Raw genomic sequence first — 26,803 nt, forward strand, 5'->3', positions numbered from 1 at the left:
TCCGCCCGGCCGGTTGGTCCGGTGCCGGCGTGGATCGGGCCGGTGACGAGGCTCGCCAGGCTGGACCGGTGGTGGCATCCTCGAAGCCATGCAGGAGCGGGCCGGAATGCGGGCGGGGGACTCCGACCGGGCGGTGGTGGCCGAGCGACTCCGGCTGGCGCTGGAGGAGGGGCGGCTCGACCTTCACGAGTACGACGAACGCCTTCAGCGGACCTACGCGGCGAAGACGTACGGCGATCTCGACGGTCTGTTGGACGACCTGCCGGCCACCGTGCCGCCGGGTCAGGCCCGGTTGGCGCCGCTCGGCGAGGCCGGCGTGCCGGTGCCGGCCGCCGAGGTGCCGCACCCGCACGCCGTGCGGGGTTGGCTAGTCGACACCTGGGACGGCTATTTCGGCACCGTCGCGACAGTCGTGGGCATCTGGGCGGTGCTGTGCGTGATGTCCCAGGAGCTGCTCTACTTCTGGCCCGGCTGGGTGGCCGGGCCCTGGGGCGTCGTGCTGCTGGTGCTCACCGTGACCGGGCTGGTCAACGGCGAACCGCAGCGGTGGGCGGCGAAGCGGGCCGGTAAGCGGCAGGCGAAGGCCGAGAAGCGGAACCGCCGGCGGATCGAGCGCTCCGGGGACCACGAGGCTGCCTGATATAGTCGGCTTCGTCCGATCAGTCAACCCGGGGTCCCTCGGGTTGGCGCTGCTGCCCAGGCGCGCGTACACTGGCTGATCGGCGCACAGCGTCCACTCCAGCATGCCCACCCGCGCTTCGGTGGGTGCTGGAGCCGCGGCTGGCTCGGGTGGGCACCACCCGGGAAAGGCGTTGTGGGCCGTCCGGAGTAACCGACGTCAGGACAGCGGAGGACATGCCGAAAAAAGACGGAGCCATCGAGATGGAAGGCCGGGTCATCGAGCCTCTCCCGAACGCCATGTTCAGGGTGGAGCTCGCCAACGGCCACAAGGTGCTGGCTCACATCAGCGGCAAGATGCGGCAGCATTACATCCGCATCCTGCCCGAGGACCGGGTCGTCGTCGAACTCTCGCCGTACGACCTGAGCCGCGGGCGGATCGTCTACCGCTACAAGTGAACATCGCCGGGACCCTTCACGGTCCGGGTCGGGTTCGCTGATCGCCTGATGACGGCCGGGTGTTCCGTGTCCGTCCTCGAGGTCCGAACGCGCCGTACGGCGCCGCCGGGCACAGATGGGAAGTAAGGCAACCGTGAAGGTCAAGCCGAGCGTCAAGAGGATCTGCAACAAGTGCCGGGTGATCCGCCGGCACGGCCGGGTCATGGTGATCTGCACCGACCCGCGCCACAAGCAGCGCCAGGGCTGATCCACGTCCGCCGGCCGGGCCCGAACAGGTCGGTCGGCGGGGAAGGGACGGTCCGGGCCGCAGGTCCGTACAACAACACAAGCTCGTCCCAGCCGCGGGCGCGCGTCGGTCACCCAGGGTGACCGCGCTCGTGGCCGACCCCCGGTCGGAGGCCGGGGCCCGCCGGTTAAGGGCAGGCGGGGTGGGGCGGGTCCAGACCTCCGCGAGAAGACACGAGGAGTACGCCCGCACATGGCACGGCTAGCCGGCGTCGATCTTCCCCGCGACAAGCGGATGGAAATCGCGCTCACCTACATCTTCGGGGTCGGTCGGACCCGGGCGCTTGAGACGCTCGTCGCCACCGGCATCTCTCCGGACAAGCGCGCCAAGGACCTCACGGACGAGGAACTGGTGCAGCTCCGGAACCACATCGAGGGCAACTACAAGGTAGAAGGCGACCTTCGCCGCGAGGTCGCCGCCGACATCCGCCGCAAGGTCGAGATCGGCTGCTACGCGGGCATCCGGCACCGCCGGGGTCTGCCCGTCCGTGGTCAGCGGACCCGTACCAACGCCCGGACCCGCAAGGGCCCGAAGCGGACTGTCGCCGGCAAGAAGAAGCCGGGCAAGAAGTAGATCTGAATCGGAATCCGCGCCGTTCTCCGTAGAGAGCGGCCGGACTCCCACCAGAGACGTGGAATCCGGTCGGCCTCCGTCGAGATCGCCGGAATCACCAATAGGAGCGCAGCAGACTTATGCCACCGAAGGCTCGTGCCGGAGCCGCCGTCAAGAAGGTCCGGCGCAAGGAACGCAAGAACGTCGCCCACGGGCAGGCGCACATCAAGAGCACCTTCAACAACACCATCGTGTCCATCACGGACCCGAACGGTGCGGTCATCTCCTGGGCCTCCTCGGGCCAGGTGGGCTTCAAGGGCTCCCGCAAGTCGACTCCGTTCGCCGCGCAGCTGGCCGCCGAGGCCGCCGCGCGCCGGGCGATGGAGCACGGCATGCGCAAGGTCGACGTGTTCGTCAAGGGCCCCGGCTCCGGCCGGGAGACCGCGATCCGTTCGCTGCAGGCTGTCGGGCTGGAGGTCGGCCAGATCGCCGACGTCACGCCCCAGCCGCACAACGGGTGCCGTCCGCCGAAGCGTCGTCGGGTCTGAGAGGTAGAGAAGGAAGATGGCTCGTTACACCGGTCCCGACTGCCGTCGCTGCCGTCGGGAGAAGATGAAGCTGTTCCTCAAGGGCAGCAAGTGCGATGGCCCGAAGTGCCCGTTCGAGTCCCGGCCGTTCCCGCCCGGACAGCACGGCCGTGGGCGTACCAAGGAGACCGAGTACCTGCTCCAGCTGCGGGAGAAGCAGAAGGCCCGCCGGGTCTACGGCGTGCTGGAGAAGCAGTTCCGCGGGTACTACGAGGAGGCTGTCGCCAAGAAGGGCAAGACCGGCGAGATCCTCCTCCAGATCCTCGAGTCGCGGCTCGACAACGTCGTCTACCGGGCCGGCCTCGCGAAGTCGCGGGACCACGCCCGGCAGCTCGTCAAGCACGGGCACCTGACGGTCAACGGACGCAAGGTCGACATCCCGTCGTACCGCGTCAAGGAGCACGACATCGTCGAGGTCCGGGCGAAGTCCAAGGAGATGACGCCGTTCATCGTGGCGCAGGCCGAGGCCGGCTCCAAGACGGTGCCAGCCTGGCTGGAGGCCATCCCCACCCAGATGAAGGTGCTGATCCACTCGCTTCCGGCCCGGGGCGTCATCGACACCCAGGTCCAGGAGCAGCTGATCGTCGAGCTCTACTCGAAGTAATTTCCGGCCTCCCGGTGGGGGTTCCCGCACGCCGCGCGGCGTTGGGGGACCACCGCCGGGCACCGGAGGAGTCTGGGCATCAAATAGTGGGTGCCCCGAACGAAAAGAGAAAAGAATGCTCATCACCCAGCGGCCGACCCTCACCGAGGAGTCGATCAGCGAGACCCGGTCCCGGTTCACCATCGAGCCGCTCGAGCCGGGTTTCGGTTACACCCTGGGCAACTCGCTGCGTCGTACGCTGCTGTCGTCCATCCCGGGCGCGGCCGTGACGTCGATCAAGGTCGACGGTGTGCTGCACGAGTTCACCACGATCCCCGGCGTCAAGGAGGACGTGGTCGAGCTCGTCATGAACGTCAAGGAGCTCTGCGTCAGCTCCGACCACGACGAGCCGGTCAGCATGTACCTGCGCAAGCAGGGCCCCGGCGACGTGACCGCCGGTGACATCCAGCCCCCGGCCGGTGTCTCCGTGCACAACGCCGACCTGAAGCTCGCCACCCTCAACGGCAAGGGCCGGCTCGACATGGAGCTGACCGTCGAGCGGGGTCGCGGCTACGTGACCGCGGCGCAGAACAAGCAGGCCGGCGCCGAGATCGGCCGGATCCCGGTCGACTCGATCTACTCGCCGGTCCTCAAGGTCACCTACCGGGTCGAGGCGACCCGGGTCGAGCAGCGTACGGACTTCGACCGGCTGATCATCGACGTCGAGACCAAGGCGTCGATGGGGCCCCGTACCGCGCTGGCCTCCGCCGGCTCCACCCTGGTCGAGCTCTTCGGGCTGGCCCGGGAGCTGGACGAGAGCGCCGAGGGCATCGACATCGGCCCGTCGCCGCAGGACGCGCAGCTCGCCGCCGACCTGGCCCTGCCGATCGAGGAGTTGGACCTGACCGTCCGCTCGTACAACTGCCTCAAGCGCGAGGGCATCAACACGGTTGGCGAGCTGATCGGGCGTACCGAGGCCGATCTCCTCGACATCCGGAACTTCGGTCAGAAGTCGATCGACGAGGTCAAGATGAAGCTCGCCGGCATGGGGCTGGGCCTGAAGGACTCGGCGCCCAACTTCGACCCGGCGCACGTCGTGGACTCCTTCGGCGAGGCGGACTACGACACCGACGACTACCGCGAGACCGAGCAGCTTTGATCCGGGGCTAGCCGGAGATCCGGCCACCCACTGGAGATCCGGCCACCCACTACTGAGGAGCACCAAGAATGCCCACGCCCACGAAGGGCGCCCGCCTCGGCGGCAGCCCCGCCCACGAGCGGCTGATCCTGGCCAACCTGGCCACCGCGCTGTTCCAGCACGGCAAGATCACCACGACCCAGACCAAGGCCAGGCGGCTCCGCCCGCTCGCGGAGCAGCTCATCACCAAGGCCAAGCGTGGCGATCTGTCGTCGCGCCGCCGCGTGCTGGCCGTGGTCCGGGACAAGGACGTGGTCTACAACCTGTTCGACCAGATCGCGCCCCGGTTCGCCAACCGCAACGGTGGCTACACCCGGATCGTGAAGACCGTCCCGCGCAAGGGCGACAACGCGCCGATGGCCATCATCGAGCTGGTCGAGGAGCTGGTCGTGGCCCCGGCCGCGCCCGTGAAGAAGACGGCCGCCCGCAAGGCGGCGCAGCAGGACAAGGTCGAGGCGCTCGCGCCCGACGAGGAGCCGAACCGGCCGTCGTCCGACGAGGGCGCCGACCAGGACGCCGAGGCGCCGGAGTCGGTCTCCGGGGACACCGGGGCGGCCCGGGAGGACACCGACGAGGCGGACACCTCCAAGTCCTGAACACGGCAATGTCCGGCCCGGCATCCCGCAGGGGTGTCGGGCCGCGGCATTTGTGGGATTGGTGGAGCGGAAGATGGACGTGGCGCAGGAGACCGTCGCGGGGCAGGTCGCGGACGACACCACCCGGGTACGGCTGGACGTGGCCTACGACGGCACCGGATTCTCCGGCTGGGCGGCCCAGCCCGGTCGCCGTACCGTCGCCGGGGTGTTGACGGAGACGCTGACCCGGATTCTCGGGCCGGGTCGGGCGACCGGGCTGACCGTGGCCGGGCGTACCGACGCCGGGGTGCACGCCACCGGGCAGGTCTGCCACCTCGACCTGTCGACCGGGGCGTGGCGGCAGGTGTCGGCGACGCTGCTGCGCCGGCTCGCCGGACTGCTGCCCCCGGACGTCCGGGTCCGCGCCGTGGCCGAGGTGCCCGCCGAGTTCGACGCCCGGTTCTCCGCCACCTTCCGCCGGTACGAGTACCGGGTCACCGACGCGCCGTACGGGGCCGAGCCGCTGCGCCGGCACGAGGTACTGGCCTGGCCGCGTCCGCTGGACCTGGCCGCCCTGGGGCGTGCGGCGCAGGGCCTGGTCGGCGAGCACGACTTCGCGGCGTACTGCCGCCGCAAGGAGCACGCCACGACGATCCGGGAGATCACCCGGCTCGACTGGCGGCGTGACCCGGACGGCGTACTGGTGGCGACGGTGCAGGCCGACGCGTTCTGCCAGTCGATGGTGCGGAGCCTGGTCGGCGCCATGCTGGTGGCCGGCGACGGGCGACGCCCGGTGGAGTGGCCGGGCGGGCTGCTCGGCCGGCGGGAGCGGGCCAGCGAGGTGAGCGTCGCGCCACCGCACGGGCTGACGCTGGTCGAGGTCGGCTATCCGGCCGATCCCTCCGGGTACGCCGAGCGGGCCGCCCGTACCCGCCGGTTGCGCCTCACCGCGTCCTCCTGAGCCGGTTCCGGCGCCCGTTCGGGATCAGTTCGAGGGCTCGCCGGTCGGGCTGGCCGGCACCGTCGCGCGCCGTTCGAGAACCTTCCCCCGCAGGTACGCCTCGATCATGTCGGAGAGCACCTGCCGGGCGAACGGGTCGTCGGCACCGATCGTCTCGCCGTCCACCCGGGCGACGACGCAGTAGACCAGGAAGTGTCCGCGTACGTGCCAGCCGGCCTGTGCCGAGGGGCGGGTGACGGGTTCGGTGCTCTGACCGGCGGCCATGCCGAGGAAACGCCCGTCCTCGCCGTCCACGATCGGCTTGATCCGCTGCCGTGCCGAGTCCGCGCCCGCCGCGTCGGCCAGGTTCACGATCCCGGCGGTGGCGAGATAGGACCCCGTCGGCGACCGCACGGTGCCGCGGACGAACTGGTTGCAGCCCAACTCCTTGAGCAGCGCGCCGAGTTGACCACTGGCGGCGAGACCGCAGTCCTGCGCCCCCTGTGTCTTGAGCACCTGGTACGCCGACTCTTCGGACTCGATGACGATCTGGTCGCCCGGGAAGACCTCTTTGACGGTGAGCGGGGCCGGGTCGGCGGCCCGGGAGCTGATGTCCCGGGCAAGGGTGGTCGGCACCGGGGCGGCACCGGTGGCACCGGTCTTCGGGCCCCGCTCGTCGACCATGACGAAGTACGAACTCAGGCCGCAGATGCCGAAGAGCACCAGCACCCCCAGTAGGCCGACGACCAGCTGCCAGGTCCGCTTGGAGGAACGGAGCGGAGCGGCGTCGCCATCCGCCGGGGCCGGAGTCGGAGTCGGGGTGCGGGTCGGGCCGGGCTTGCCCGAGGGGGCGGTGGCCGGCGCGGTGAGCGGTGGACGATCGGCCGGCCCCGTCCGGGCGGGTCCGGCGGGTCGCTGCGCCGCCGGTGGGGCGGAGCGGGGTCCGGCGGGTGGGGCGGAGCGTGGGTCGGCGGGGTTTGGGCGTGCGCCGGGGGGTGGCCCGGAGCGGGGCCGGGCGGGTGGTGCGGAGCGTGGGTCGGCGGGGTTCGGGCGCGCGCCGAGGGGCGGCCCGGAGCGGGGCCCGGCCGGTGGTGCGGAGCGTGGGTCGGCGGGGTTCGGGCGTGCGCCGGCGGGTGGGATGAAGCGCGGGTCGGCCGGTGGGGCGGAGCGTGGGTCGGCCGTCGTCGGGCGTGCGCCCGCCGGTGGCGCCGAGCCGGGGACGGCGGATGATCCGGGCCGTGGCCGGACCGGTGGGCCGGATCGGGGATCGACGGGTGAGGCCGGGCCACGGTCGCCGGGCGCGGGGCCGACCGGTCCGGCCGGGCGGCGCGGGTCGGGCGGTCCGGGACGCTGCCCGGCGGGTGGTGGCGGGCGTTCCCCGGAGGGCGGCGCGGGGCGTCGCCCCAGGGGCGGTGCGGGGTGCTGCCCGGGAGGTACCGCTGCGGAACGGCGGCCGACGGGCGGTGCTTCCCGCGCCGGCCGGCCGGTCCCACCGGCCGTCCGCGCCGGAGGGTCGGGTACCGGAGGGGTGGCCCGCCCCGGCCCACGTGGCGCCGGCACCACACCCGGCCGAGCGGGTCCAATGCCGCCGCCCACCTCCGCCTCGCCCGGAGCCGGTTCGGGCAGCCCTCGTCGACCCGGCGCCCGCGACCGTGGCTGATCCGGCCCGGCCGGCGCTCCCGGGCGCCGTCCCGGCGGCGTTCTCGGCGGCGCCGGGTCGCCGAAACGCTCGGGCGGAGCGTTGCCGGCCAGCCCGGCACGGTCGGGCGCGCCGCGGCGGCCGCCCGGGTGAGCCCCCGGTTCCGCCCGGGCGGACCGGGCGCCGGAACCGGGCGGCACCTGCTCGGCAGGTGGCGGGGGACGGTCGGCCCGGGACCGTGCTCGCTCGGCCCGTGGCGGCGCGCCCTCGGCCCGTGGCGGCACCCGCTCCGCCCGTGACGACAGTCGGTCGGAACGGGGCGGCAGCCGGTCGGAGGGCGAGGGCAGTTGGTCGCCGCGACCGGGCGCCGCGGCGGGCCGGGCCGGCACCTGACCGGAGCGGCCCGGTACCGGGGGCGGAGACAGGCCTGGGCCGGCCGGTGCGGAGGAACCCGTTCGAGGCCGGGGTACCCGGGCCGGCCCCGGGTCCGGCCGGAACGGATCGTCCGGGCGTACCGGATCGGGTTGGGCCTGTCGTCGACCACCCGGCGCCCGGTCCCGGGGCTGGCCAGCGGGGGCCGGAGGAGCCGCCGGCGATGCCGGCCGGGACGATCCGTCGAGCGGGCCCGGTCGACCGGCCGGAGCCGACCGGCGGCCCGGAACCGGTCCGGCCCCCTCGGCCGGCCGGCCGAGCGGCGGCACCTGGTCGCGAGGGGTCCCGAGGTCGGCCGGGCGCGGGCGGTCCCGCGGTCCCGGCTGGTCACCGGCACGCGGCCGGCCCGTCCTGTGTGCACGGTCGCGGGGGTCCGCCGGGTCGTCGTGATCGGCGAGGTGACGTCCGCCGGCTGCGGAGCGTGACCCTCGGCCGCCACGGCCGGGGGGCGGATAACCGTCGCCCGGCCCGGCGTCCTCCGGGTCGGGCAGGCCGTGCCGGGCCCGACGGGAGCGGGCCGGCCCGTCGACGGGGCGGCCGTGGGCACCGGAGGAGGGGGCGGACTCCCAATTGGACGGATCGCGCCCGGCGGGGGACGCGGGCTCGTCCGGACGGTCGACGGGGTAACGGCGGCGGCCGGCCCGTTCCTCGGGCGGACCGGCCGACGGGTGTGGGTCGCCCGATGGCTCGTCGGCGGGATCACGTCGAGACCGGGGCGGCCCTTCGCCCGGTCCAGGTCCGCGCCCGTAAACCATGTCGCACAGGGTAACGGAAATGCCTGAGCGTGTGCCTCCGCCAGTGAATCACTGTTAATGAAAGAGCAGGCAATTACCACTTAACGGTCCGGAGCCCGGGATGACCACCTCCGGGACGGCAAACGCGGTACGGAAGAATGCGTGGCGTGACCGGCGACCACTATTTCAGCACCGAACCGGCGGCGATCGCCCACCGGCGGGACGTGACCTTCACGGTGGCGGGACGCGAGTACCGCCTCGCCTCGGCCACCGGGGTCTTCTCCGCGGCCCGGCTCGACCCCGGCACCGCCGTCCTGCTGCGCAAGGCAGAGCTGCCCGGGCCGGAGACCTCCGGGGACCTCCTCGACCTGGGTGCCGGGTACGGGCCGATCGCCTGCGTACTCGCCACCCAGGCGACCACGGCGCGGGTCTGGGCGGTCGACGTCAACGCCCGGGCCCGGGACCTCGCCACCGAGAACGCGCAGCGGCTCGGCGTCGCGGACCGGGTACGGGTCGCCGCGCCCGACGAGGTGCCGGCCGGGCTCTCCTTCGCCCAGCTCTGGTCCAACCCGCCGATCCGGATCGGCAAGGAGGAGCTGCACGCCCTGCTGGCCCGCTGGCTGCCCCGGTTGACCCCGGACGGGGTGGCCTGGCTGGTGGTGGCCCGGCACCTGGGCGGCGACTCGTTGCAGCGCTGGCTCACCGACGCCGGCTGGCGGGTGGACCGGCACGCCAGCCAGAAGGGCTACCGGGTGCTCCGGGTCAGCCGCTGACCCGTCCCCGCTGGTTAGGAGGGGGCCCTTCCTATACAAAAAGCGATAACCGGGGGCCCTTCCTTTCGGGCAGGATGCCGGGGTGGGATACGTGGACGTCGCCGGGGTCGGGCACACCCTGCCGGACGGCAGGGAACTTTTCGCCGAGGTGTCGTTCCGGGTCGGCGAGGGCGCGAAGGTGGCGCTGGTCGGTCCGAACGGCGCCGGCAAGACCACGCTGTTGCGGATGGTCTCCGGCGACCTTCCGGTACCCGCCGGTGCGATCGCCCGCTCCGGTGGACTCGGCGTGATGCGGCAGTTCATCGGCATGATCGGCGACGAGTCGACGCTGCACGACCTCGTACTGTCGCTGTCACCGCCGGCCCTGCGTGCCGCGGGGGAGCGGCTGGGCGCGGCCGAGGCGGCGCTGCACGCGGCGGAGGTGCGCGGCAGGTACGGCAACGCCGCCGAGCGGGCCCAGCTGGCGTACGCGGCGGCGCTGGCAGGATGGGGCGAGTCCGGCGGGTACGACGCCGAAGTGCTCTTCGACACAGTCTCCACCACCGTGCTGGACCTGCCCTGGGAGCGCAGCCGGACCCGGCCGGTGCGTACCCTCTCCGGCGGGCAGCAGAAGCGCTTCGCGCTGGAGCTGCTGCTGCGCGGCACCGACGAGGTGCTGCTGCTCGACGAGCCGGACAACTTCCTCGACGTGCCGGGCAAACGCTGGCTGGAGGGGCGGCTGCGGGAGTCGGCGAAGTCGGTGCTCTACGTCTCGCACGACCGGGAGCTGCTGGCCCGTACCGCCGACCGGGTGGTCGCGGTCGAGGGTGGCAGCGCCTGGGTCCATCCGGGCGGGTTCGACAGCTGGCACGCCGCCCGGGTCGCCCGGCACGACCGGCTGGAGGAGCAGCGCCGTCGCTGGGACGAGGAGCACCAGAAGCTGCGCGAGCTGATGCTGATGTACAAGCAGAAGGCGGCGTACAACGACGGTCTCGCCTCGCGGTACCAGGCGGCGCAGACCCGGTTGCGCAAGTTCGAGGAGGCCGGGCCGCCGCCCGTACCGCCGAAGGACCAGGACATCCGGATGCGGCTGACCGGCGGACGGACCGGCAAGCGGGCGGTGGTCTGCGAGCAGTTGGAGCTGGAGAACCTCACCTTCCCGTTCGACCTGGAGGTCTGGTACGGCGACCGGGTCGCGGTGCTCGGCGCCAACGGGACGGGGAAGTCGCACTTCCTGCGCCTGCTCGCCCGGGGCGGCACCGATCCCGACCCGGCGAACGGACCGGTCGACGCCGCCGTGGCGTTGGCGCCGGTGAAGCACGGCGGGGTGGCCCGGCTGGGCGCCCGGGTCCGGCCCGGCCACTTCTCCCAGACGCACGACCGCCCCGAGCTGACCGAGCGGACGCTGGTCGAGGTGCTGTGGCGGGGCGACGAGCACCGGGCCGGGATGGACCGGCACGCCGCGATGCGGGTACTGAACCGCTACGAGCTGGCTGGTCAGGGCGACCAGCGGTTCGGCACGCTCTCCGGGGGGCAGCAGGCGCGTTTCCTCGTACTGCTGCTGGAGCTATCCGGGGCGACGCTGCTGCTGCTCGACGAGCCCACCGACAACCTCGACCTGGCCTCCGCCGAGGCCCTGGAGACCGGCCTGCGGGCCTTCGAGGGAACGGTGCTGGCGGTGACCCACGACCGGTGGTTCACCCGCTCGTTCGACCGTTTCGTGCTCTTCCGGGGCGACGGCGAGGTGGTCGAGACACCGGAGCCGGTCTGGGACGTCGGCTGACCGGTCGGCCGGGCGACTCAGCGCGGCTGGCCGGTCACCCAGGCGGTCGGAGGTAGGGTCCGGCTGTGATGCCGCGCACATTCAGCCGGCCGCCGCTGCGCCGGGCCGGGCAGGTCGCGGTCACCGCGGCGTTCCTCGGCTTCCTGGGTTGGTCGCTGGCCGGGCGGTGGTCCGAGGTCCGCGAGGTCGCCGACGACCTCTCCGGGCCGGTGGTGGCGCTCGCCGGGGTCGCCGCGGCGGTGGCGGGCGGGTGCGGCTTCCTGGCCTGGCGTGCCGTCCTGGCGGACCTCGGTGCGGTGCCGCCGGTCACCGGGGCGCTGCGGATCTTCTACGTGGGACAGCTCGCCAAGTACCTGCCCGGCAAGGTGTGGCCGATCGTCGTACAGGCCCGGCTGGGCCGGGCGTACCGGGTGCCGGGGCGGGCGTCCGCCGCCGCCGCGATGCTGGTCATGCTCGTCACCCTCGGCACCGGGCTGCTGCTGACCGCGCTGCTGCTCCCGGTGCTCGGTGGCGGGGCCCTCGACCGGTTCTGGTGGACGCTGCTGGCCCTGCCCCCGGCCGCGCTCGTACTATGGCCGCCGCTGGCGAACCGGGTGATCACCCGGCTGCTCCGGTTGGCCCGGCGGGAACCGCTGCCCCGGCCGCTGACCGCGCGCGGCATCGTCCGGGCCGCCGGCTGGTCGGTGGCGACCTGGCTGGCGTACGGGGTGCACCTGTGGCTGCTCCTGCGCGACGTCGGCGCCGGCGGCGGTACGGAGCTGCTGCTCCGGTCGGTCGGCGCGTTCGCCGGCTCCTGGTCGGTGGGGTTCCTGCTGGCCGTCGCGCCGGCCGGGTTGGGCCCGCGTGAGGTGGCGCTGCCGCTCCTGCTCGGCGCGACCGTCGGCCAGCCGGCGGCACTGGTCGCCGCGGTCGTCTCCCGGCTGCTGATGACCATCGTGGACCTGGCGGCCCCGGCGGTCGCGGTGGCGGCCGAGCGGTTCCGGCGCGGCGCGTCGGCCCGGCCCGGTGCACTGCCCACCGGCACACCCCCGCCGTCCGTGCCGGCGCCGTCCGTGCCGGCGTCGGGCCCGTCGTCGTCCGCTCCGTCGTCGGTGGAGTCCGCGACTCGCCAGCCGTGACCACGCAGCGTGCTGATGGCGGTGCGACGCGCTACGCTGCTCGCCGTGCGCTGGCTGGTGTTCGGCAGCTACGACGTGCGGCGACATCCCCGGGTCGGCGTACTGGTCCAGGGTCTGCGGGCGGCGGGTGACGACGTCGACGAGGTGAACGTGCCACTGGCCCTGGACACCGCCGCTCGGGTGGCGATGCTCCGCCAGCCGTGGCGGCTGCCCGTACTCGCCGGCAGGCTGGCCCGCTGCTGGGCGCTGCTCGTCCTGCGGTCCCGCCGGTACCGGGCCGGGGCGCCGGTGGACGCGGTACTGGTCGGCTATCTCGGTCACTTCGACGTCCGGCTGGCCCGGCGGCTGTTCCGGAGCACCCCGATCGTGCTCGACCACCTGGTATCCGCCGCCGGTACCGCCCGGGACCGGGGACTCGCCGGTGCCGGCGGGCTGCGGGCCGGGGTGCTGCGGGCGATCGACGCGGGCGCGCTGCACCGCGCCGACGTCGTCGTGCTGGACACCGCCGAGCACCTCGCGGCGCTGCCGTCGCAGGCCCGGGAACGTGCTGTCGTCGTACCGGTCGGGGCGGGCGCGGAGTGGTTCGCGGCCGGAGCGGAACGGGCCCGGGCCGTGCCGGAGATCCCGCCGGACGACGACCCCGCCGGCCGGCGTACCCGGCCCGGCGGATCGGCCGGACCGCTCCGGGTCGTCTTCGTCGGGCTCTTCACCCCGCTGCACGGCACCCCGACGATCGGCGCCGCGCTGGCCCGCCTCGCCGACGAGGAGCGGATCGAGGTGACCATGGTCGGTACCGGCCAGGACCATCCGGCCTGCCGGGCAGCCGCCGCCGGCAACCCCCGGGTCACCTGGCGCGACTGGGTCCCGGCCGACGAGCTGCCCGGCTTCGTCGCCGGGTTCGACGTCTCCCTCGGGATCTTCGGCACCACCGAGAAGGCGCTCCGGGTGGTGCCGACCAAGGTCTTCCAGGGCGCGGCGGCGGGCTGCGCCATCGTCACCTCCGACACCGCCCCGCAGCGGCAGGCGCTCGGCGACGCCGCCGTCCTCGTCCCGCCCGGCGACGCCGAAGCGCTCGCCGCCGCGCTCCGCGAGCTGGCCGACGACCCGGACCGGCTCGCCCGGTGCAGGGACGCGGCCCGGCGCCGGGCGGTGCGGCGGTTCCGGCCCGCCGTGGTCGTCGAGCCGCTCCGGAGCCGGGTCGGCGGCACGGCCCCGGTCGAGCTGCCCCCGCCCGGGGTGCCGGCGACGGGAGACCCGGCGGAGCCGTCGGGGGTGGCGCGGTGAGCGTGGCGGACCGGCCCGGCACGGCGGGCGGGCGGCGGGGCGTGCCACCACTGCCACCGCGCGCCGCGTTGCGCTGGCACGTGGTACGCCGGATCGTCGCCCACCTGCGCCCGGAGAGCGTCCTGGAACTCGGTTGTGGACTCGGCGCCGTCGGCATGCGGCTGGCCCGGACCACCCGGTACGCGGCCGTCGAGCCGGACGGGCGCAGTTTCGAGGTCGCGTACCGGCGGATCACCCCGCTGGGCGGGACGGTGCACAACGGCGACCACCGGCAGGTGCCGGAAGGCGGCCCGTACGACCTGGTCTGCGCCTTCGAGGTGCTGGAACACCTCGCCGACGACGCGACGGCGCTGGCCGAGTGGCTGCCGCTGGTACGACCCGGCGGGCACCTGCTGCTCTCGGTGCCGGCGGACCCGGACCGGTTCGGGCCCTGGGACACCCTGGTCGGCCACTATCGACGGTATTCCGCCGCGCAGCTGCGGCAGCGGCTGACCACGGCCGGGGCGGTGCCGGTGCAGATGATCCACTACGGCTGGCCACTCGGCTACCTGCTCGACTCGGTACGCGACCGGTTGGCCGCCCGCCGCGACACCGCGGTCGCCCCGGCGGCCGGCGCGGTCGTCCCGGCAGCCGAGGCAGTCATCCCGACAGCCGGCGGATCCGGAACGGCGGAGCGGGCCGGAACGGTGGACCGGGCCGCGACGGCGGCGACACCCGAGGAGCGCACCTCCTCGTCCGGCCGGATCCTGCAACCGGCCGGCGTCCTGGCCGGCGGGGCCATCCGGCTCGCGGTCGCCCCGTTCGCGCTGCTGCAACGGATGCGGCCCGACCGGGGGCCGGGGCTGGTCGCGCTGGCCCGCCGGCCCACCGACGACCCTTCCGACCGGCCGGCGACCTCGCCCGCGCCGCCGGGCTAGCGCCGGACGGACACCGGGTCGCAGGTCAGACGCCGGCCAGGGCTCGCAGGTCGCCGGCCCGGAAGAGCGCGTAGTGGCCGGCGCGGGCCACCGCCCGCTGGCCGAGCGCCCCCGCCGGTAGCCACTCCGGCGGCAGCCGCATGTCCATCAGGACCAGGTCGTCCGCCCGGGCTTCCCCGCTGCCCAGCGCCGGCGGGGTCAGGGTCCGGGGGGTCAGCCGCCAGTGGTAGGCGAGCCAGCGGGGCGTGGTCACGCCGCTGCCGGCGATCCAGCCGTACCGCTGGCCGGGGGGCGGCCGGTGGTCGGCGGCGAGCCGGCCGGCCTGCCCCGGCTCGGTCACCAGCTCCCGCTTGACCGGTCCGAGGACAACCACGCAGAGGTACGCGGCCAGTGCGCTGCCGATCACCGTGGCGGCCACCGTCCACGGGGTGAGCCCGGCGGGAACCCGGCTCCGCGCGGCGAACCGGCGGGGGAGCCGGGCGCCGAGCGGGCCGGAGAGCCGGTCCAGCAGGGCCGCCATGCCGACCAGCCCGACGACGAGGACCGGATAGGACCAGTAGGAGTGGACGTACGCGCCGTTGTTCAGCGCCAGCACCCAGCAGAGCGTGAACGCGGTCGCCATCGCCAGGTAGCCCCGGGTGCGCCGGTCGAGCAGCCCGGCGAGCACCCCGAGGCAGAGCGCGCCGAGATACCAGAGCGGGAGCAGGGCGGAGACGAACCACCACTGCCGGCGGAGGAACCGCACGACGCCGTACGAGCCGCCGGTGCTGCGCAGCTCCGCCTGCTCGCCCAGCAGGTCCATCCCGGTGATGCCGACCACGAAACCGAGGCTGAGCAGCACCCCGACCAGCATGCTCCCGCCGAGAAGGACCGTCACCCGGTCGACCCGGCGGGCGGCGAGGAGCCAGAGCCCAAGCGCCGCGGCGAAGGCGATGCCCGGCCAGGAGACCAGCGTGGTCAGCAGCCCCGCGACACAGGCGAACACGACGAGCCGGCGCGGTGGCTCCGGGCTCCCGCGCAGCCGTACGACGGCGGCGGAGAGGGCCAGGATCGGCGCCAGGTCGAACATCAGGGGGCTGTGCACCCAGTAGAACGGGGTGGCCGCCATCATCCCGAGGGCGAGCAGGGTGGCGGACCACCGGATGCCGAGCCCGCGCAGCAGCCCCGCCCCGGCCGGGACGACCAGCAGGGCCAGCAGGTACGGCGCCAGCCGCACCTGGTAGCCGGCGTCGCCCGGCAGCAGGCCGCCGGCGGCGGTGAGCAGGTTCAGCAGCGGCGGATGGTGGGCGTACGGCGTCGCGGCGTACGGTGCCCAGTCGGCGCCGAGGTGCGAGCCGAGGAGCCCCTGCTCCGAGAGGTTCCGCAGGTGCAGCGCGTACCGCCCGATGATCCGGCCGACGTGGTCGTCGCCGAACGGCGCGCCGAGCAGCGGTGCCCAGGTCAGGGCGATCAGGCCGGTCAGCGCGGCGACACCCCACCAGCCACGCCGCTCGGTACGCCGGGCGCGCCCCGGGTCGCCGCCGAGGACCGGTCCGGCGGTGGCGGCCGGAGCCGGCGTACCGGAGGGGGGTGTCGCGGGGGCCGCCGGAGCGAGTTCGGCACTCATCGGAACGTCCTCAGGAACGGTTCGCCGGCGGCCAGTCCATCCGGGACCGGACGATCAGGTCGGCGAGCAGCGCGACCGCTCCGATGATCAGACCGGCGCAGAGCAGAAGCACGGTGTTGGTCGCTATCCGGACCGGATGCGCCACTACGTCGTAGACCACTTTTCCCGAGCCGAGGAACACCATCACCAGCGACGGCGGCATCAGCACCTTGAGCGGGTTGAAGTACATCACCATGCGGAGCACCTGGAGGATGTACCGGTACGCGTCGCGGAGGAAGTGGAACTTCGACGAGCCGGACCGGCGCGCGTAGTCGATCGGCAGGTAGTGCACGTCGTGCTGGTTGTGCAGGAACGCCATGGTGATGGTGGTGACGCAGGAGAAACCGGGCGGAAGCAGTCGCAGGTAGGGCAGTGAGACGTCCCGGCGGAACGCCCGCAGGCCCGAGTTCAGGTCGGGGATGCGGGTACCGCTCAACCGCTCGGCGATCTTGCGGATGAGCCACTTCGCGGGCACCCGGAGGAACTTGTGCGTACCCTGCTCGCTGGTCCGCGCCCCGACCACCTGGTCGATGCGGTGGTCCTGCCGGAGCAGCCGGACGAACTCGGGGATCCGCTCGTTCGGATAGCTCATGTCGGCGTCCGTCCAGACCACGATCTCGCCGCGGGCCTGTTCGGTGCCGATCCGCCGGGCGGTGCCGGAGCCGCCGTTGCGGTGGAAGGCGAGCACCCGCAGCTGCGGAGAGCGGGCCTCGGCCTGCCGCAGGAGTTCCAGGGTGCCGTCGGTCGACGCGTCGTCGATGGCGAGCAGTTCGTACCGGTAGCCGCTGGCGTCCATCGCCGCGCTGATCCGGTCGATTTCGGTGAGTACGTGGTCCTGCTCGTTGAAACAGGGCAGCACGATCGTCACGTCTGTCGGCGTGCCGTTTTCTCGGGAGACCTGTGCGGGGACGAACGGCACGTCCGCGCCGGATCGGTCGAATCGGCCGGTCACCGCCATGTGAACCCACGCCTCCGAGAGTCGCGCGGCGACCATCAACGGCGCGAAAGGCGCACCGGTCGCCGATTCGTGCCCACGATATAGCAGCTCTCCCGCTTTGCAAGCGACCCGCCGGCCATTCGTTCGGTTATGGCGGAGCCAATTTCGTGGAATCAATTTCACGAATGGTGGTGAATTGTTTTCGGGTGCGGCCCGAAAGGAGCGGATCGAAGGCGGGCGGCCGGACGGGACGGGGAGGCGGCCGATCCGGCACCGCCGGACCGGCCCGGCGGCCTAGAGTTGATCAGGTGACTGAGATGACCTATCGCCGGTTGGGTGACTCCGGGCTCGTGGTGTCCGTGGTGGGGATCGGCTGCAACAACTTCGGCCGCAAGCTCGACCTCGACGGCACCCGGGCGGTGGTCGACGCCGCACTGGAGGCGGGTATCACCCTCTTCGACACCGCCGACATCTACGGCGAGCCGCACGGTGCCTCCGAGGAACAGCTCGGCGCGGCGCTGCGCGGTCGGCGCGACGACGTGGTGCTGGCGACGAAGTTCGGCATGGACATGTCCGGGATGAACGGGCCGGACCACGGCGCCCGGGGCGCCCGCCGGTACGTGGCGCGGGCGGTGGAGGCGTCGCTGCGCCGGTTGGGCACCGACCACATCGACCTCTACCAGCTGCACCAGCCGGACCCGGGTACGCCGATCGAGGAGACCCTGAGCGCCCTCGACGACCTGGTCCGGGCCGGGAAGGTCCGCTACCTCGGCAACTCCAACTTCGCCGGCTGGCAGATCGCCGACGCGGCCTGGACGGCGCGGACCCGGGGCTGGGCGCCGTTCGTCAGCGCGCAGAACCAGTACAGCCTGCTGCACCGGGACGCCGAGACCGAGGTGGTGCCGGCGGCGCGGCGCTTCGGCCTCGGCGTGCTGCCGTACTTCCCGCTCGCCAACGGGCTGCTCACCGGCAAGTACCAGCGGGGCGCCACGCCGCCGCAGGGCAGTCGGCTCGCCGGCGGCGGCCGGTACGCGCAGCGGCTCGCCGCCGCACCGTGGGACCGGATCGAGGCGATCGAGCGGTACGCCGCCGAGCGCGGGCTCGGCATGCTGGACGTGGCGATCGGCGGGCTGGCCGCCCAGCCGGCGGTGACCTCGGTGATCGCCGGCGCGACCACCCCCGAGCAGGTACGCGCCAACGCGAACGCGGGCGGGTGGCGGCCCTCGCCGGCAGATGTCGAGGCCCTGCGCGCCCTCCTCTGACAACTGCCTGATCGCGCGGTCTCCACCCGCGGGTGGCAGGGCGCTGAGAGGGCGATGACAGGGCGCTGAAAGGACACCGGAATAGCGTTCCCGCCGTCAGTCCCGTTGGTACCCACACTGTTGGAGTGGTCATGTCCGAGTGGCTGTTGGCGTTCGACGCAGGTTGTGGATCGTGCAGTGACGTGATCGACCGGATCGGCGCGGTGGTGAGCGACCGATTGACCGTGGTCGGTCTCGGCGAGGAACGGGTCCGTACGCTGCGCAGGCAGGCGCTGGGCGACAACCCTCCGTTCGCGCCGACCCTGCTGAAGGTGGACGGCGACCGGGTGCGGGCGTGGACCGGGCTGGGACTGTCGATGCGGCTGGCCCGCCTGCTCGGCCCGTCCCGCTCGCTGGCGGTGGTACGCGCGCTGAACCGGGCCGACGTGATCGTCCACGGCGGCCGGCGCCGCTTCCTCACGGCGGTGCCCGCCGTGGCGTTCGGCGCGTTCGTCGTCTCCGGCGGGCTCGCCGGACCGGCGATGGCCGCACCGGGCCGCCGGATGACGGCCGCCGAGGCGCGGGAGTGGGCGGCCGGACTGCGCCCGCTGCCCACCGGCTACCGGGAGGTGACCGCGTTGCCGATGGTGCAGCGCCGGGCCGTCTACGACCGCCTGCCCCCGCGGGTCAGGGCAGACCTGTGGCTGGAGCATCTCCGGCGGTACCGGCTCGCGCGCGAGCAGCCGACCGCGACCGAGTGGGCGCTGTTCGACCGGACCGCCCGAGCCGTACCGGTGATCGTCGGGGCGTCCGCCGGCGCCGCGACCACGCTGCTCGACGAGCTCCGCGAGGCGGCGGTCGCCACCCTCGGCCGCCACGAGGCGGTCGCGGCCTTTGGCACGCTCGGCCCGGCAGAGGCGGCGAGCGGGCGGATCCCGTACACCTGTGACTGCAACCCCGACCTCACCCCGTGCAGCTCCTGCGGGAACTCGGTGCCCTGCGACCCCACGCCCTCCGGGTGCGGATGGTTCTACCAGCAGCCGTGCGTCGGTGGCTGTGGGGGCTGACCCGGCCCGCGCGTGGCAACGAGGTCACACCCCGGCCGGTCTCGTCCGGCGGCTACCGGCCCAGCGCGGTCGGCGCAGCAGGCCGACGGCGAGCAGCATCAGGGACAGCAGCGGCAGCGGGTGGCCGATGACGAGGGCGAGTGCCAGGTCGGCGAGGCCACCCAGGACAGCGGCCACGAAGACCCAGCGCGGCCCGGTGCCCGCCGGGGTGCGCCGGCGTCCGCGCACCGTGCCCCACGGCTTCGCCACGGACAACCAGCCCTGGAATGCGATCGCACTCGCCATCAGCGCCGTCCCGACCACCTGCGTCAGCGAGGGCCCGATGGTCACGGAGTCGGTGAGCGCCGGCGAGAGCAGGAAGATCCCGAGATAGAGCTGGACGAGGGTGACCGTGAACTTGATCAGCACCCACCAGTGCCGGAAGAAACCCCACGGGGTGGCGGCCGCGAGCATGATGCCGGTGAACGCCGACGCGTCGGCCATCGGCCCGACCAGGCGACCGTCGACGGCGTGCGCCATGGAGGTCGCGGCGTCGCGGACGGGAAGCTCGTCCGCGGCCAGACCGACGGCGAGGAGTACGCACAGCGTCATGGCCTGCGCCATCCAGCCGACCGACGTCAGGATGTGCAGCCACACCGTCAACTGACGCCAGCGCTTCACCATGCGTCCGATGGTCACAGCGTCCGCCGGGGAGAGGCCATCGGAGGAAACCCGGAATCGGCCGCCGGGGTTTTCCCGGACCGGTGGGCGGGTCGGCGAGGCTCAGGTGCGGCGGCGGGCGCGTACCAGCAGGGCGCCGAGCGTGGTCGCGGCGGCGAGCGCCAGCGCGGCCCCGGCCAGCCACCAGAGCCAGCGGGTGGAGCTCGTCGCCGGCGGTTCGGCGGCGACCGGCGCGGGCGGCGGGGCGGCCTGCGCGGCGCGGGCCTCCACGACGACGCGTACCTCGGCGGCGGTCGGCTTCGGCGCGGCGACCGTGACCTGCCAGCGGCCCGGGGTGAGGACCGGGCCGGTGCTGTAGAAGCCCCGGCCCTCGCCGGCCGGGTCGAGCTGGAGCGGGCCGACGGTCCGGCCGCCGTCGGCGGTGGCGGTCACCACCAGCCGGGCGCCGGTGTCCAGCGGGTGGCCGTCGGCGTAGCTGGCTTGCACGGTCACCCCGGTGGCGCCGTCGCCGGCCACCGCGAGCTTGATCTTGGTGCCGTGCGCGGCGGCCGGCGCCGCCGGCGCCAGGCCGACGGCCAGCGCCAGGGCGACGAGCAGGGGTACGAGCGTCCGGGCGCCGGGCCCGCGCCGGGGTGACCGCGTCAAGAGTCGCATCGGGGGTGCTCCTTCCCGGCGGAGCGCCGCCGGACGTGTGCGGGGGCGGCCACCGGCCGGTGACCGCCCCCGCGTTGCCGTTACCTGGTTACCCGAACTACAGCTTCCCGCCCCGCTTCACCCGGGTCGGGTCCTCGACCAGCCGGCCGGTGCCCTGCACCGGCTTGCCGTCGTTGGCCCGGACCCCGGTGGCGCTGGCGGTGCCGCCGAGCCGCACGGTCATCGCGTCGGCGTCCCGGACCAGTACGTCCCGGACCTCCGCCTCGGTGACCAGGGCGGTGTCGGCGGCGAGCGCCTTGAACGCGGCCAACTGCTGCACCGCGCGCCGGTCGTCGCCGGCCGCCTCCGACGCGCGGACCGCGTCGAGCTTGTTCGACAACTGCCTGTGCGCCTTCGTCGACAGCCGACCCGTCGCCGTGAACCGGTCCAGCAGCGACTGCATGTCCCGGAACGAGGTGGTGACGAAGAACCGGACGGCCGAGGTCGTCGTGTTGCCGGCCCGGTCCGTCGCGGTCACGGTCAGCTCGTGCAGGCCGAGCGGCAGCTCGTACATCGCCTGCAGGGTGTTCGACTGGTACGACCGGCCGTCCAGGGTGCCCACGGTTGCCTTGATCCCGGAGGTCGGGTCGACCGCCGTGAAGGAGACCCGGACATCCTGGCTGTCGCCGTAGAGCTGCCCGTCGGCCAGTCCGGAGACCAGCACGGTCGGCTTCACCCCGTCGATCTTCACGATCGCCGACTTGAGCGTCTCGGCGTTGCCGGCGGCGTCGGTGGCCCGGTAGAGCAACTCGTGCTGCCCGTCCCCGGTCACGTTCACCGGCTCGGTGTACGCCGTCCAGGCGCCGCCGTCGAGCGACCACTCCAGCCTGGCGACCCCGGACCCGGCGTCGGTCGAGGCCAGCGTCACCGGGATGGTGCCGCTGTGCCAGCCGTCGTCGGTCGGCGGCGCGAACGAGGCGGTGCTGACCGGCGCGGTGGCGTCGATCTTCACCTCGACGGACTTCGTCTGCTCGACGTTGCCCGCCCCGTCGGTCGAGCGGAACCGCACCTCGTGGGTGCCGTCCCCGCTGACCGCCACCGGCCCGGTGTACGCCGTCCAGGCCGTCGCACCGTCCAGCTGGTATTCCGTGCCGGCCACCCCGCTGCCGCCGGTGTTGTCGGTGGCGGCGAGGGTCACCGTCACCGGACCGGTGTGCCAGCCGGCGGTCGGGGTCCCCGACACGGTGGCGGCGGTCACCGGAGCGACCTCGTCGACGGTCTCCGTGCTGAGCCGGAAGTAGTCGAACGAGACCGTCTTCGAGGCGGTCTGGGCGGCGCCGAGGCTGAACAGGCCGACGCGCGGGGTGGCACCCAGCGCGGCGTTGGTCAGCGGCTCAAACTCCGTCCAGGTCGTCCCGTCGGCCGAGTACGCCGCGGTGTACGTGTCGCCGGCCCTGGCCAGCCGCAGGTGCCACACCGACTCGGTGAGGTCGACCACCTGGGGCTGCGGATCCTGCACCACGGCGGCGATCTCGCTGCGGAACTCGATCCGCCGGGTCACCGGCTGGCCCACCACGTTGTCGGCGATGAAGTCCAACTTCAGGTAGTTGTCGTCGTCGCCGTACACGATGAGCCCGGCCTGCTGGTACTGCTCGTCCAGCCGGCTGCCGTCGACCTTCGTCTGGATCGTCCAGTCGCCTTCCGGGGCGGACTGGAGGACGAAGTTCGTCGGCCCGGTGTTGTTGCCGGTGTAGATGTCGCCGTTCGGCACGTCGACGTGCAGCGCGCCGTCCGCGACCCGGTAACCGGTCGGGTCCTCCCGGACGATCCCGTCCCACCGGCACTTGTCCAGCGCGTCACCGGTGAACTCGTCGGACGGGGTGACCGGTCCGGCCGGGGAGTCCGGCGTGATCTGGAACCAGTCGAACGCGGCGTCGACCACCGGGGCGGTGGAGCCGCCGTTCAGGGCGAAGAGCCCCACCTTCGGCTCGTCGATGCCGGCCAGCGCGGCCGACCGCCCGACCGGGGTGAAGGTGGTCCCGTCGGTCGAGTACGCGGCGGTCAGGTTGCTGCCGTCGCTGGTCAGCCGCAGGTAAATCGAGTCACCGGCCGGTGCGGCCGTCGAGTCGCCCGCCTCGTTGCGCGGGGTGCCGGCGGTCTCCCGGATGAACTCGACCCGAGCGCTGCCGCCGTACAGCAGGTCCAGCTTGGCGTAGTTGTCGTCGTCGCCGTACACGATCAGGCCGGCCTGCTGGTAGTCCACGGTCGCCGCCAGGCTCACCCTGGTGGTGGCCTGCCAACTGCCGTCCGGCGCCGGTTGCAGCACGACGTTGGTGGCGTCGTTGCGGGTGCCGTAGAGGTCGCCGACCCCGGTGGGCAGGACCAGGGCGCCGTCCCGCACCGAGTAGAGCTGGTTCTCCCGGACCACCGTCGACCACCGCGCCCTGTCCAGCGCGGTGCCGGTGAAGTCGTCCGAGCGGGCCCCGAAGCAGGAGGTGTTGGGTGCCTCCACCTTCACCGTGACGTACGCGGACGACTGGGCGCCGCGCGCGTCGGTCACGGTCAGGGTCGCGGTGAACGTCCCCGGGCCGGTGTACGTGTGGTTGGCGTCCAGGCTGCTCGCCGTCCCACCGTCACCGAAGTCCCAGGAGTACGTCAGCGGGGTATCGCCCTCGGCGTCGGTGGCGGTGCCGTCGAAGCTCACCGCGACCGGCACGGTGCCGGTGGTCGGGGTGGCGGTGGCGGTCACCGTCGGCGGGGCGTTCTCGGTGACGCCCCGGCCGAGGAAGTCGACCCAGTTGACGTTGAGGATCGCGCCGGTGCCGGTGGCACCGACCGGGTTGCGCGCCACGAAGTACAGAGCACCGCTCGCGGTGCTCAATTCGGCCAGCTCCGCCGTGGCGTTGGTGAAGGTCTGCCAGCCGCCGGTGTCCGGCACGGTGGCGGTGGCCAGCACCGGCCCGTCGACCGCACCGGCGCGTACCTCGATCCGGGCGCCGCCGCCGGCCGAGGAGGCCCGGAACCGGAACCCGGTGATGCCGGTCAGGTTGGTCGGGTCGAAGGTCCAGTAGTCGCCGTCCTCGATGAACCCGATGTTCTCGAAGCCGCCCTCGACGTCGGTGGTGGCCTGGGTCTGCACGCCCGGGTCACCGGTGCCGACGCCGTCCGGCGCCCGCCCGGTGCCGGCGAAGTACTCCGCCTGCTTCCGCTTCGGCTGGAGCTGCTCGATCGCCCGGCCGGTCAGCGCGTTGGAGCCGCCGGCCCCGCCGCCGTCGGTGTAGGTGGCCTCCAGGACCGCGAACACGTTGGCGTCGGCGCCGTGGCTGGCGGCCAGCGAGGTCTGCACCACGCCCTCGCAGCCGAACTGCTCGCCCATCGGGTGGGCGTGCTCGTCGTGGCCGAGGAAGTACTGCAACTTCACCCGGTCGCAGTCGATCGTCCCGTCCTCCGGGTCGGTCACCGTGACGGTGTACTTCACCTGGTCGCCCCAGTCGAAGAACCCGCCCTGCGGCGGGAACTCGATGGTCACGGTCGGGGCGGTGTTGCCGACGGTCACCGGCACGTTCGCCACCGCGGTCCGGCCGGTGTCGCCCGTGACGGTGAGCTGGGCGGTGTAGTTGCCCGGCGCGCTGTAGGTGTGCGTCGGGTTCGGCTCGGTCGAGGTGCCGCCGTCGCCGAAGGTCCAGGCGTACGTGATCGGGCCGCCGTCCGGGTCCCGGGAGCCCTCGCTGGAGAACGCCACGGTCAGCGGGGACGCCCCGGAGGTCGGGTCTGCGCTCGCCTGGGCGATCGGCGCCCGGTCACCGGCGATGTACTCGATCCGGTAGATCCCCGAGTTGTCGTTGTTGCCGCCGAAGCCGCTGCCCCACTCGATCAGGTACAGCGCGCCGTCCGGGCCGAACTCGAAGTCCATCGGCCGGATGAAGGTCATCCCGGCGAGCAGCTGGTTGATGTCCACCAGCGACGTGCCGTCCCCGGAGACCTGGAACGCGTACATCTTGCTCTGGTTCCACTCGCCGAACATGGCCTTGCCGTCGTAGTACGCCGGCCACTTGCGCTCGGACGGGTTCTCCGGGTCGTACCGGTAGACCGGCCCGCCCATCGGGGCACCGCCGCCGCCGATCTCCGGAAACAGCGGGTTGCCGCTGTAGTCGTAGTCGACGGTCGCCGGGATGGCCGGCGGCAGGTCGGTCAGCCCGGTGTTGTTCGGCGAGTTGTTCACCGGCGCGGCGCAGTCGAACTTCGCCCCGCTCGGCCCGGACGGGAACGGGTAGTCGTTGTACGCGTAGTTCGCGCCGTGGCAGTACGGCCAGCCGTAGTTGCCGGGCTGCCCGACGATGTTCCACTCGACGGTCCCCTCCGGGCCGCGGGTCGGGTTCGCCGCTCCGGCGTCCGGGCCGTAGTCGGCGACGTACAGGGTGTTCGTCTTGGGGTCGATGCCGATCCGGAACGGGTTCCGGAAGCCCATCGCGTAGATCTCCGGCCGGGTCTTCGCGGTGCCCGGGGCGAAGAGGTTGCCCTCCGGCACGGTGTAGCCGCCGTCGTCCTCCGGGTGGATCCGGAGCACCTTGCCGCGCAGGTCGTTGGTGTTGGCCGAGCTGCGCTGGGCGTCGAAGTCCTGCCGGCCCGGACGCTCGTCGATCGGGGTGAACGAGTTCGACTCGAACGGGTTGGTGTTGTCACCGGTGACCAGGTAGAGGTTGCCGGCGCTGTCGAAGGTCATGCTGCCGCCCGCGTGGCAGCAGGTGTTGCGCTGGGTGTCGACCTGGAGCACCACCTTCTCGCTGGCCAGGTCGAGGGTGTCGCCGGTGACCGTGAACCGGGAGAGCTGGTTGCGCGGGCCGCCGCCGTTCGGGGCGTAGTAGAGATACACCCAGTTGTTGGTGGCGAAGTCCGGGTCGAGCCGGATCCCGATCAACCCGTCCTCGTTGCCGGTGAAGACGTCGAGGTCGCCGGCGGTGACGGTGGTGCCGGTGTCCGGCTTGATGATCTGGACCCGACCGTCCCGCTCGACGTAGAAGACCCGCCCGTCCTCGGCGATGTCCAGCTCCATCGGGTTGTTGGTGTTGCTGTCCAGCGTGATCTTCTCGAAGCTGCTGGTCAGCGAGGCGGAGCAGTCCGCCTCCACCGCACCGGCCGCGGTCTGGATGCCGCCGAGCAGGTGGGTCAGGAACTCGGGCTCCGCGTACGACTGCTGGGTGTGCCCACCCGCCGTGTACCAGGCCCGGCCGCCGTCGTAGTCCTGGCACCAGGCGAACGGGTGGTCGTGGCCCATCGCGCCCGCGCCGGGGGCGTAGCTGGTCTCGTCCAGCGACGCCAGCACGTGTACGTCGGCGCGCGGGTTCTCCCGGAAGTTGTACCACTCGTCGTACCGGGACCACTCGTCCGGCAGCCCCTCGGTGGACGGGTGCGCGTGGTCCTCGACCTTGACCGTGGCCTGCTGGTTCGCCGGGTGCGAGGCGAAGTACGCCCCGACCAGGTCGCCGTACCAGGGCCAGTCGTACTCGGTGTCCGAGGCGGCGTGCACGCCGACGTATCCGCCGCCGGCCTGTACGTAGCGCTCGAACGCCGCCTGCTGGTCGGAGTCGAGTACGTCGCCGGTGGTGGAGAGCCAGATGACGGCCTGGTACCTGCCGAGGTTGGCGTCGGTGAACGTCGCCGCGTCCTCGGTGGCGTCCACGGTGAAACCGTTCTCCGCGCCGAGTTTCTGGATCGCGGCGATGCCGGCCGGGATGGAGTCGTGCCGGAAGCCGGCCGTCTTGGAGAAGACCAGCACGGCGAACGGATCCGCCTGGACCTGCGCGGGTGCCTGCCCGAGCGGGCCGGCCGGCGCCGCCGAGGCGGGGTGGGGGGTGGCGACCAGCGCGGTCGTGCTGAGGGCTACGGCCGCGGCCGCGCTGAGCAGGTTACGGGTGAGTCTGCCGCCGGGGCGGCGGTGCGGGGAAAGGCCGCGGAAGCGGCGATAACTGGACACGAAGGATCTCCTTCGTCCGGTGAGGACAGCGGGGATCCCGGGTCGGTTCGCCGAAGAGCCGTCTCGGGGTGCGGGGGAACGGTCGTGACCCGCCGAGGCCACGACCGCAGAATTCTGTCTTGTCGTTGAACAAATTAGGGCCGCTGCCGGGCCGGCCGGAATACGACGACGAGGTTAATTCAGGTAACG

Annotated in this window: 22 protein-coding genes; 16 read left to right on the forward strand and 6 right to left on the reverse strand. The window is 73.1% G+C overall.

Annotation, left to right across the window (positions count from 1 at the left end):
* Positions 1-88 precede the first annotated feature (88 nt).
* The 9 genes from ACQEUR_RS03225 (at position 89) to truA (ending at position 5,819) form a co-directional block, all read left to right on the forward strand.
* Complete coding sequence (locus tag ACQEUR_RS03225; RefSeq protein ID WP_433024893.1) at positions 89-640, forward strand: DUF1707 SHOCT-like domain-containing protein; 552 nt, start codon at positions 89-91, stop codon at positions 638-640.
* 215 nt (positions 641-855) lie between these two features.
* Positions 856-1,077, forward strand: a complete 222-nt coding sequence (infA, locus tag ACQEUR_RS03230) for a translation initiation factor IF-1 (protein WP_123554963.1) — start codon at positions 856-858, stop codon at positions 1,075-1,077.
* 133 nt (positions 1,078-1,210) lie between these two features.
* On the forward strand, positions 1,211-1,324 hold the full coding sequence (gene rpmJ / locus ACQEUR_RS03235) for a 50S ribosomal protein L36 (protein ID WP_012184307.1): 114 nt from the start codon (positions 1,211-1,213) through the stop codon (positions 1,322-1,324).
* A gap of 231 nt (positions 1,325-1,555) precedes the next feature.
* Positions 1,556-1,936: a 30S ribosomal protein S13 gene (gene rpsM, locus ACQEUR_RS03240; protein WP_433024897.1), complete on the forward strand. Its 381-nt coding sequence runs from the start codon at positions 1,556-1,558 to the stop codon at positions 1,934-1,936.
* A gap of 119 nt (positions 1,937-2,055) precedes the next feature.
* The gene (gene rpsK, locus ACQEUR_RS03245; protein WP_433024900.1) at positions 2,056-2,463 is read left to right on the forward strand and encodes a 30S ribosomal protein S11; all 408 of its coding nucleotides are present in this window, start codon (positions 2,056-2,058) and stop codon (positions 2,461-2,463) included.
* A gap of 16 nt (positions 2,464-2,479) precedes the next feature.
* The gene (gene rpsD, locus ACQEUR_RS03250; RefSeq protein ID WP_433024903.1) at positions 2,480-3,106 is read left to right on the forward strand and encodes a 30S ribosomal protein S4; all 627 of its coding nucleotides are present in this window, start codon (positions 2,480-2,482) and stop codon (positions 3,104-3,106) included.
* A gap of 115 nt (positions 3,107-3,221) precedes the next feature.
* A complete protein-coding gene (locus tag ACQEUR_RS03255; protein ID WP_433024906.1) occupies positions 3,222-4,244 on the forward strand; it encodes a DNA-directed RNA polymerase subunit alpha in 1,023 nt (340 codons plus the stop codon).
* Positions 4,245-4,312: 68 nt separating this feature from the next.
* The gene (rplQ, locus tag ACQEUR_RS03260; RefSeq protein WP_433024909.1) at positions 4,313-4,879 is read left to right on the forward strand and encodes a 50S ribosomal protein L17; all 567 of its coding nucleotides are present in this window, start codon (positions 4,313-4,315) and stop codon (positions 4,877-4,879) included.
* A gap of 73 nt (positions 4,880-4,952) precedes the next feature.
* Positions 4,953-5,819: a tRNA pseudouridine(38-40) synthase TruA gene (truA, locus tag ACQEUR_RS03265; RefSeq protein WP_433024912.1), complete on the forward strand. Its 867-nt coding sequence runs from the start codon at positions 4,953-4,955 to the stop codon at positions 5,817-5,819.
* Positions 5,820-5,843: 24 nt separating this feature from the next.
* Here the strand turns inward: truA and ACQEUR_RS03270 are convergent, their stop codons facing one another.
* Positions 5,844-6,527, reverse strand: coding sequence for a hypothetical protein (locus tag ACQEUR_RS03270; protein ID WP_433024915.1), 684 nt, complete (start codon positions 6,525-6,527; stop codon positions 5,844-5,846).
* A 2,243-nt stretch (positions 6,528-8,770) separates the two neighbouring features.
* Between ACQEUR_RS03270 and ACQEUR_RS03275 the strand changes: the two genes are divergently transcribed.
* The 5 genes from ACQEUR_RS03275 to ACQEUR_RS03295 all read left to right on the forward strand — a co-directional run bounded on the left by ACQEUR_RS03275 (position 8,771) and on the right by ACQEUR_RS03295 (position 14,457).
* Positions 8,771-9,376, forward strand: coding sequence for a class I SAM-dependent methyltransferase (locus ACQEUR_RS03275; RefSeq protein WP_433024918.1), 606 nt, complete (start codon positions 8,771-8,773; stop codon positions 9,374-9,376).
* 82 nt (positions 9,377-9,458) lie between these two features.
* The gene (locus tag ACQEUR_RS03280) at positions 9,459-11,138 is read left to right on the forward strand and encodes an ABC-F family ATP-binding cassette domain-containing protein (protein WP_433024921.1); all 1,680 of its coding nucleotides are present in this window, start codon (positions 9,459-9,461) and stop codon (positions 11,136-11,138) included.
* Positions 11,139-11,206: 68 nt separating this feature from the next.
* Positions 11,207-12,256, forward strand: coding sequence for a lysylphosphatidylglycerol synthase domain-containing protein (locus tag ACQEUR_RS03285; protein ID WP_433025927.1), 1,050 nt, complete (start codon positions 11,207-11,209; stop codon positions 12,254-12,256).
* 15 nt (positions 12,257-12,271) lie between these two features.
* Positions 12,272-13,540 (forward strand): glycosyltransferase, encoded by a 1,269-nt coding sequence (locus ACQEUR_RS03290; protein ID WP_433024924.1) that lies wholly within the window; start codon positions 12,272-12,274, stop codon positions 13,538-13,540.
* Positions 13,537-14,457 (forward strand): class I SAM-dependent methyltransferase, encoded by a 921-nt coding sequence (locus ACQEUR_RS03295; RefSeq protein ID WP_433024927.1) that lies wholly within the window; start codon positions 13,537-13,539, stop codon positions 14,455-14,457. Before ACQEUR_RS03290 ends, ACQEUR_RS03295 begins: the two co-directional genes overlap by 4 nt.
* A gap of 25 nt (positions 14,458-14,482) precedes the next feature.
* On the opposite strand, the gene ACQEUR_RS03300 is transcribed toward ACQEUR_RS03295, so the two are convergent.
* Positions 14,483-16,063, reverse strand: coding sequence for a hypothetical protein (locus ACQEUR_RS03300; protein WP_433024930.1), 1,581 nt, complete (start codon positions 16,061-16,063; stop codon positions 14,483-14,485).
* Positions 16,064-16,073: 10 nt separating this feature from the next.
* Positions 16,074-17,060: a glycosyltransferase family 2 protein gene (locus ACQEUR_RS03305; protein ID WP_433024933.1), complete on the reverse strand. Its 987-nt coding sequence runs from the start codon at positions 17,058-17,060 to the stop codon at positions 16,074-16,076.
* Positions 17,061-17,356: 296 nt separating this feature from the next.
* Here ACQEUR_RS03305 and ACQEUR_RS03310 point away from each other — a divergent pair, with 296 nt between their 5' ends.
* Together ACQEUR_RS03310 and ACQEUR_RS03315 are read left to right on the forward strand one after the other, a co-directional pair.
* A complete protein-coding gene (locus ACQEUR_RS03310; RefSeq protein WP_433025930.1) occupies positions 17,357-18,301 on the forward strand; it encodes an aldo/keto reductase in 945 nt (314 codons plus the stop codon).
* A 131-nt stretch (positions 18,302-18,432) separates the two neighbouring features.
* The gene (locus ACQEUR_RS03315; RefSeq protein ID WP_433024936.1) at positions 18,433-19,347 is read left to right on the forward strand and encodes a bacteriocin fulvocin C-related protein; all 915 of its coding nucleotides are present in this window, start codon (positions 18,433-18,435) and stop codon (positions 19,345-19,347) included.
* Between the two features lie 24 nt (positions 19,348-19,371).
* On the opposite strand, the gene ACQEUR_RS03320 is transcribed toward ACQEUR_RS03315, so the two are convergent.
* The 3 genes from ACQEUR_RS03320 to ACQEUR_RS03330 form a co-directional block, all read right to left on the reverse strand.
* The gene (locus tag ACQEUR_RS03320; RefSeq protein WP_433024939.1) at positions 19,372-20,010 is read right to left on the reverse strand and encodes a hypothetical protein; all 639 of its coding nucleotides are present in this window, start codon (positions 20,008-20,010) and stop codon (positions 19,372-19,374) included.
* A gap of 99 nt (positions 20,011-20,109) precedes the next feature.
* Positions 20,110-20,661 (reverse strand): hypothetical protein, encoded by a 552-nt coding sequence (locus ACQEUR_RS03325; RefSeq protein WP_433024942.1) that lies wholly within the window; start codon positions 20,659-20,661, stop codon positions 20,110-20,112.
* A 97-nt stretch (positions 20,662-20,758) separates the two neighbouring features.
* Positions 20,759-26,614, reverse strand: a complete 5,856-nt coding sequence (locus ACQEUR_RS03330; RefSeq protein WP_433024945.1) for a ThuA domain-containing protein — start codon at positions 26,612-26,614, stop codon at positions 20,759-20,761.
* Positions 26,615-26,803 lie beyond the last annotated feature (189 nt).

The sequence above is a fragment of the Plantactinospora sp. CA-290183 genome, assembly GCF_050936375.1.
Lineage (GTDB): Bacteria > Actinomycetota > Actinomycetes > Mycobacteriales > Micromonosporaceae > Plantactinospora.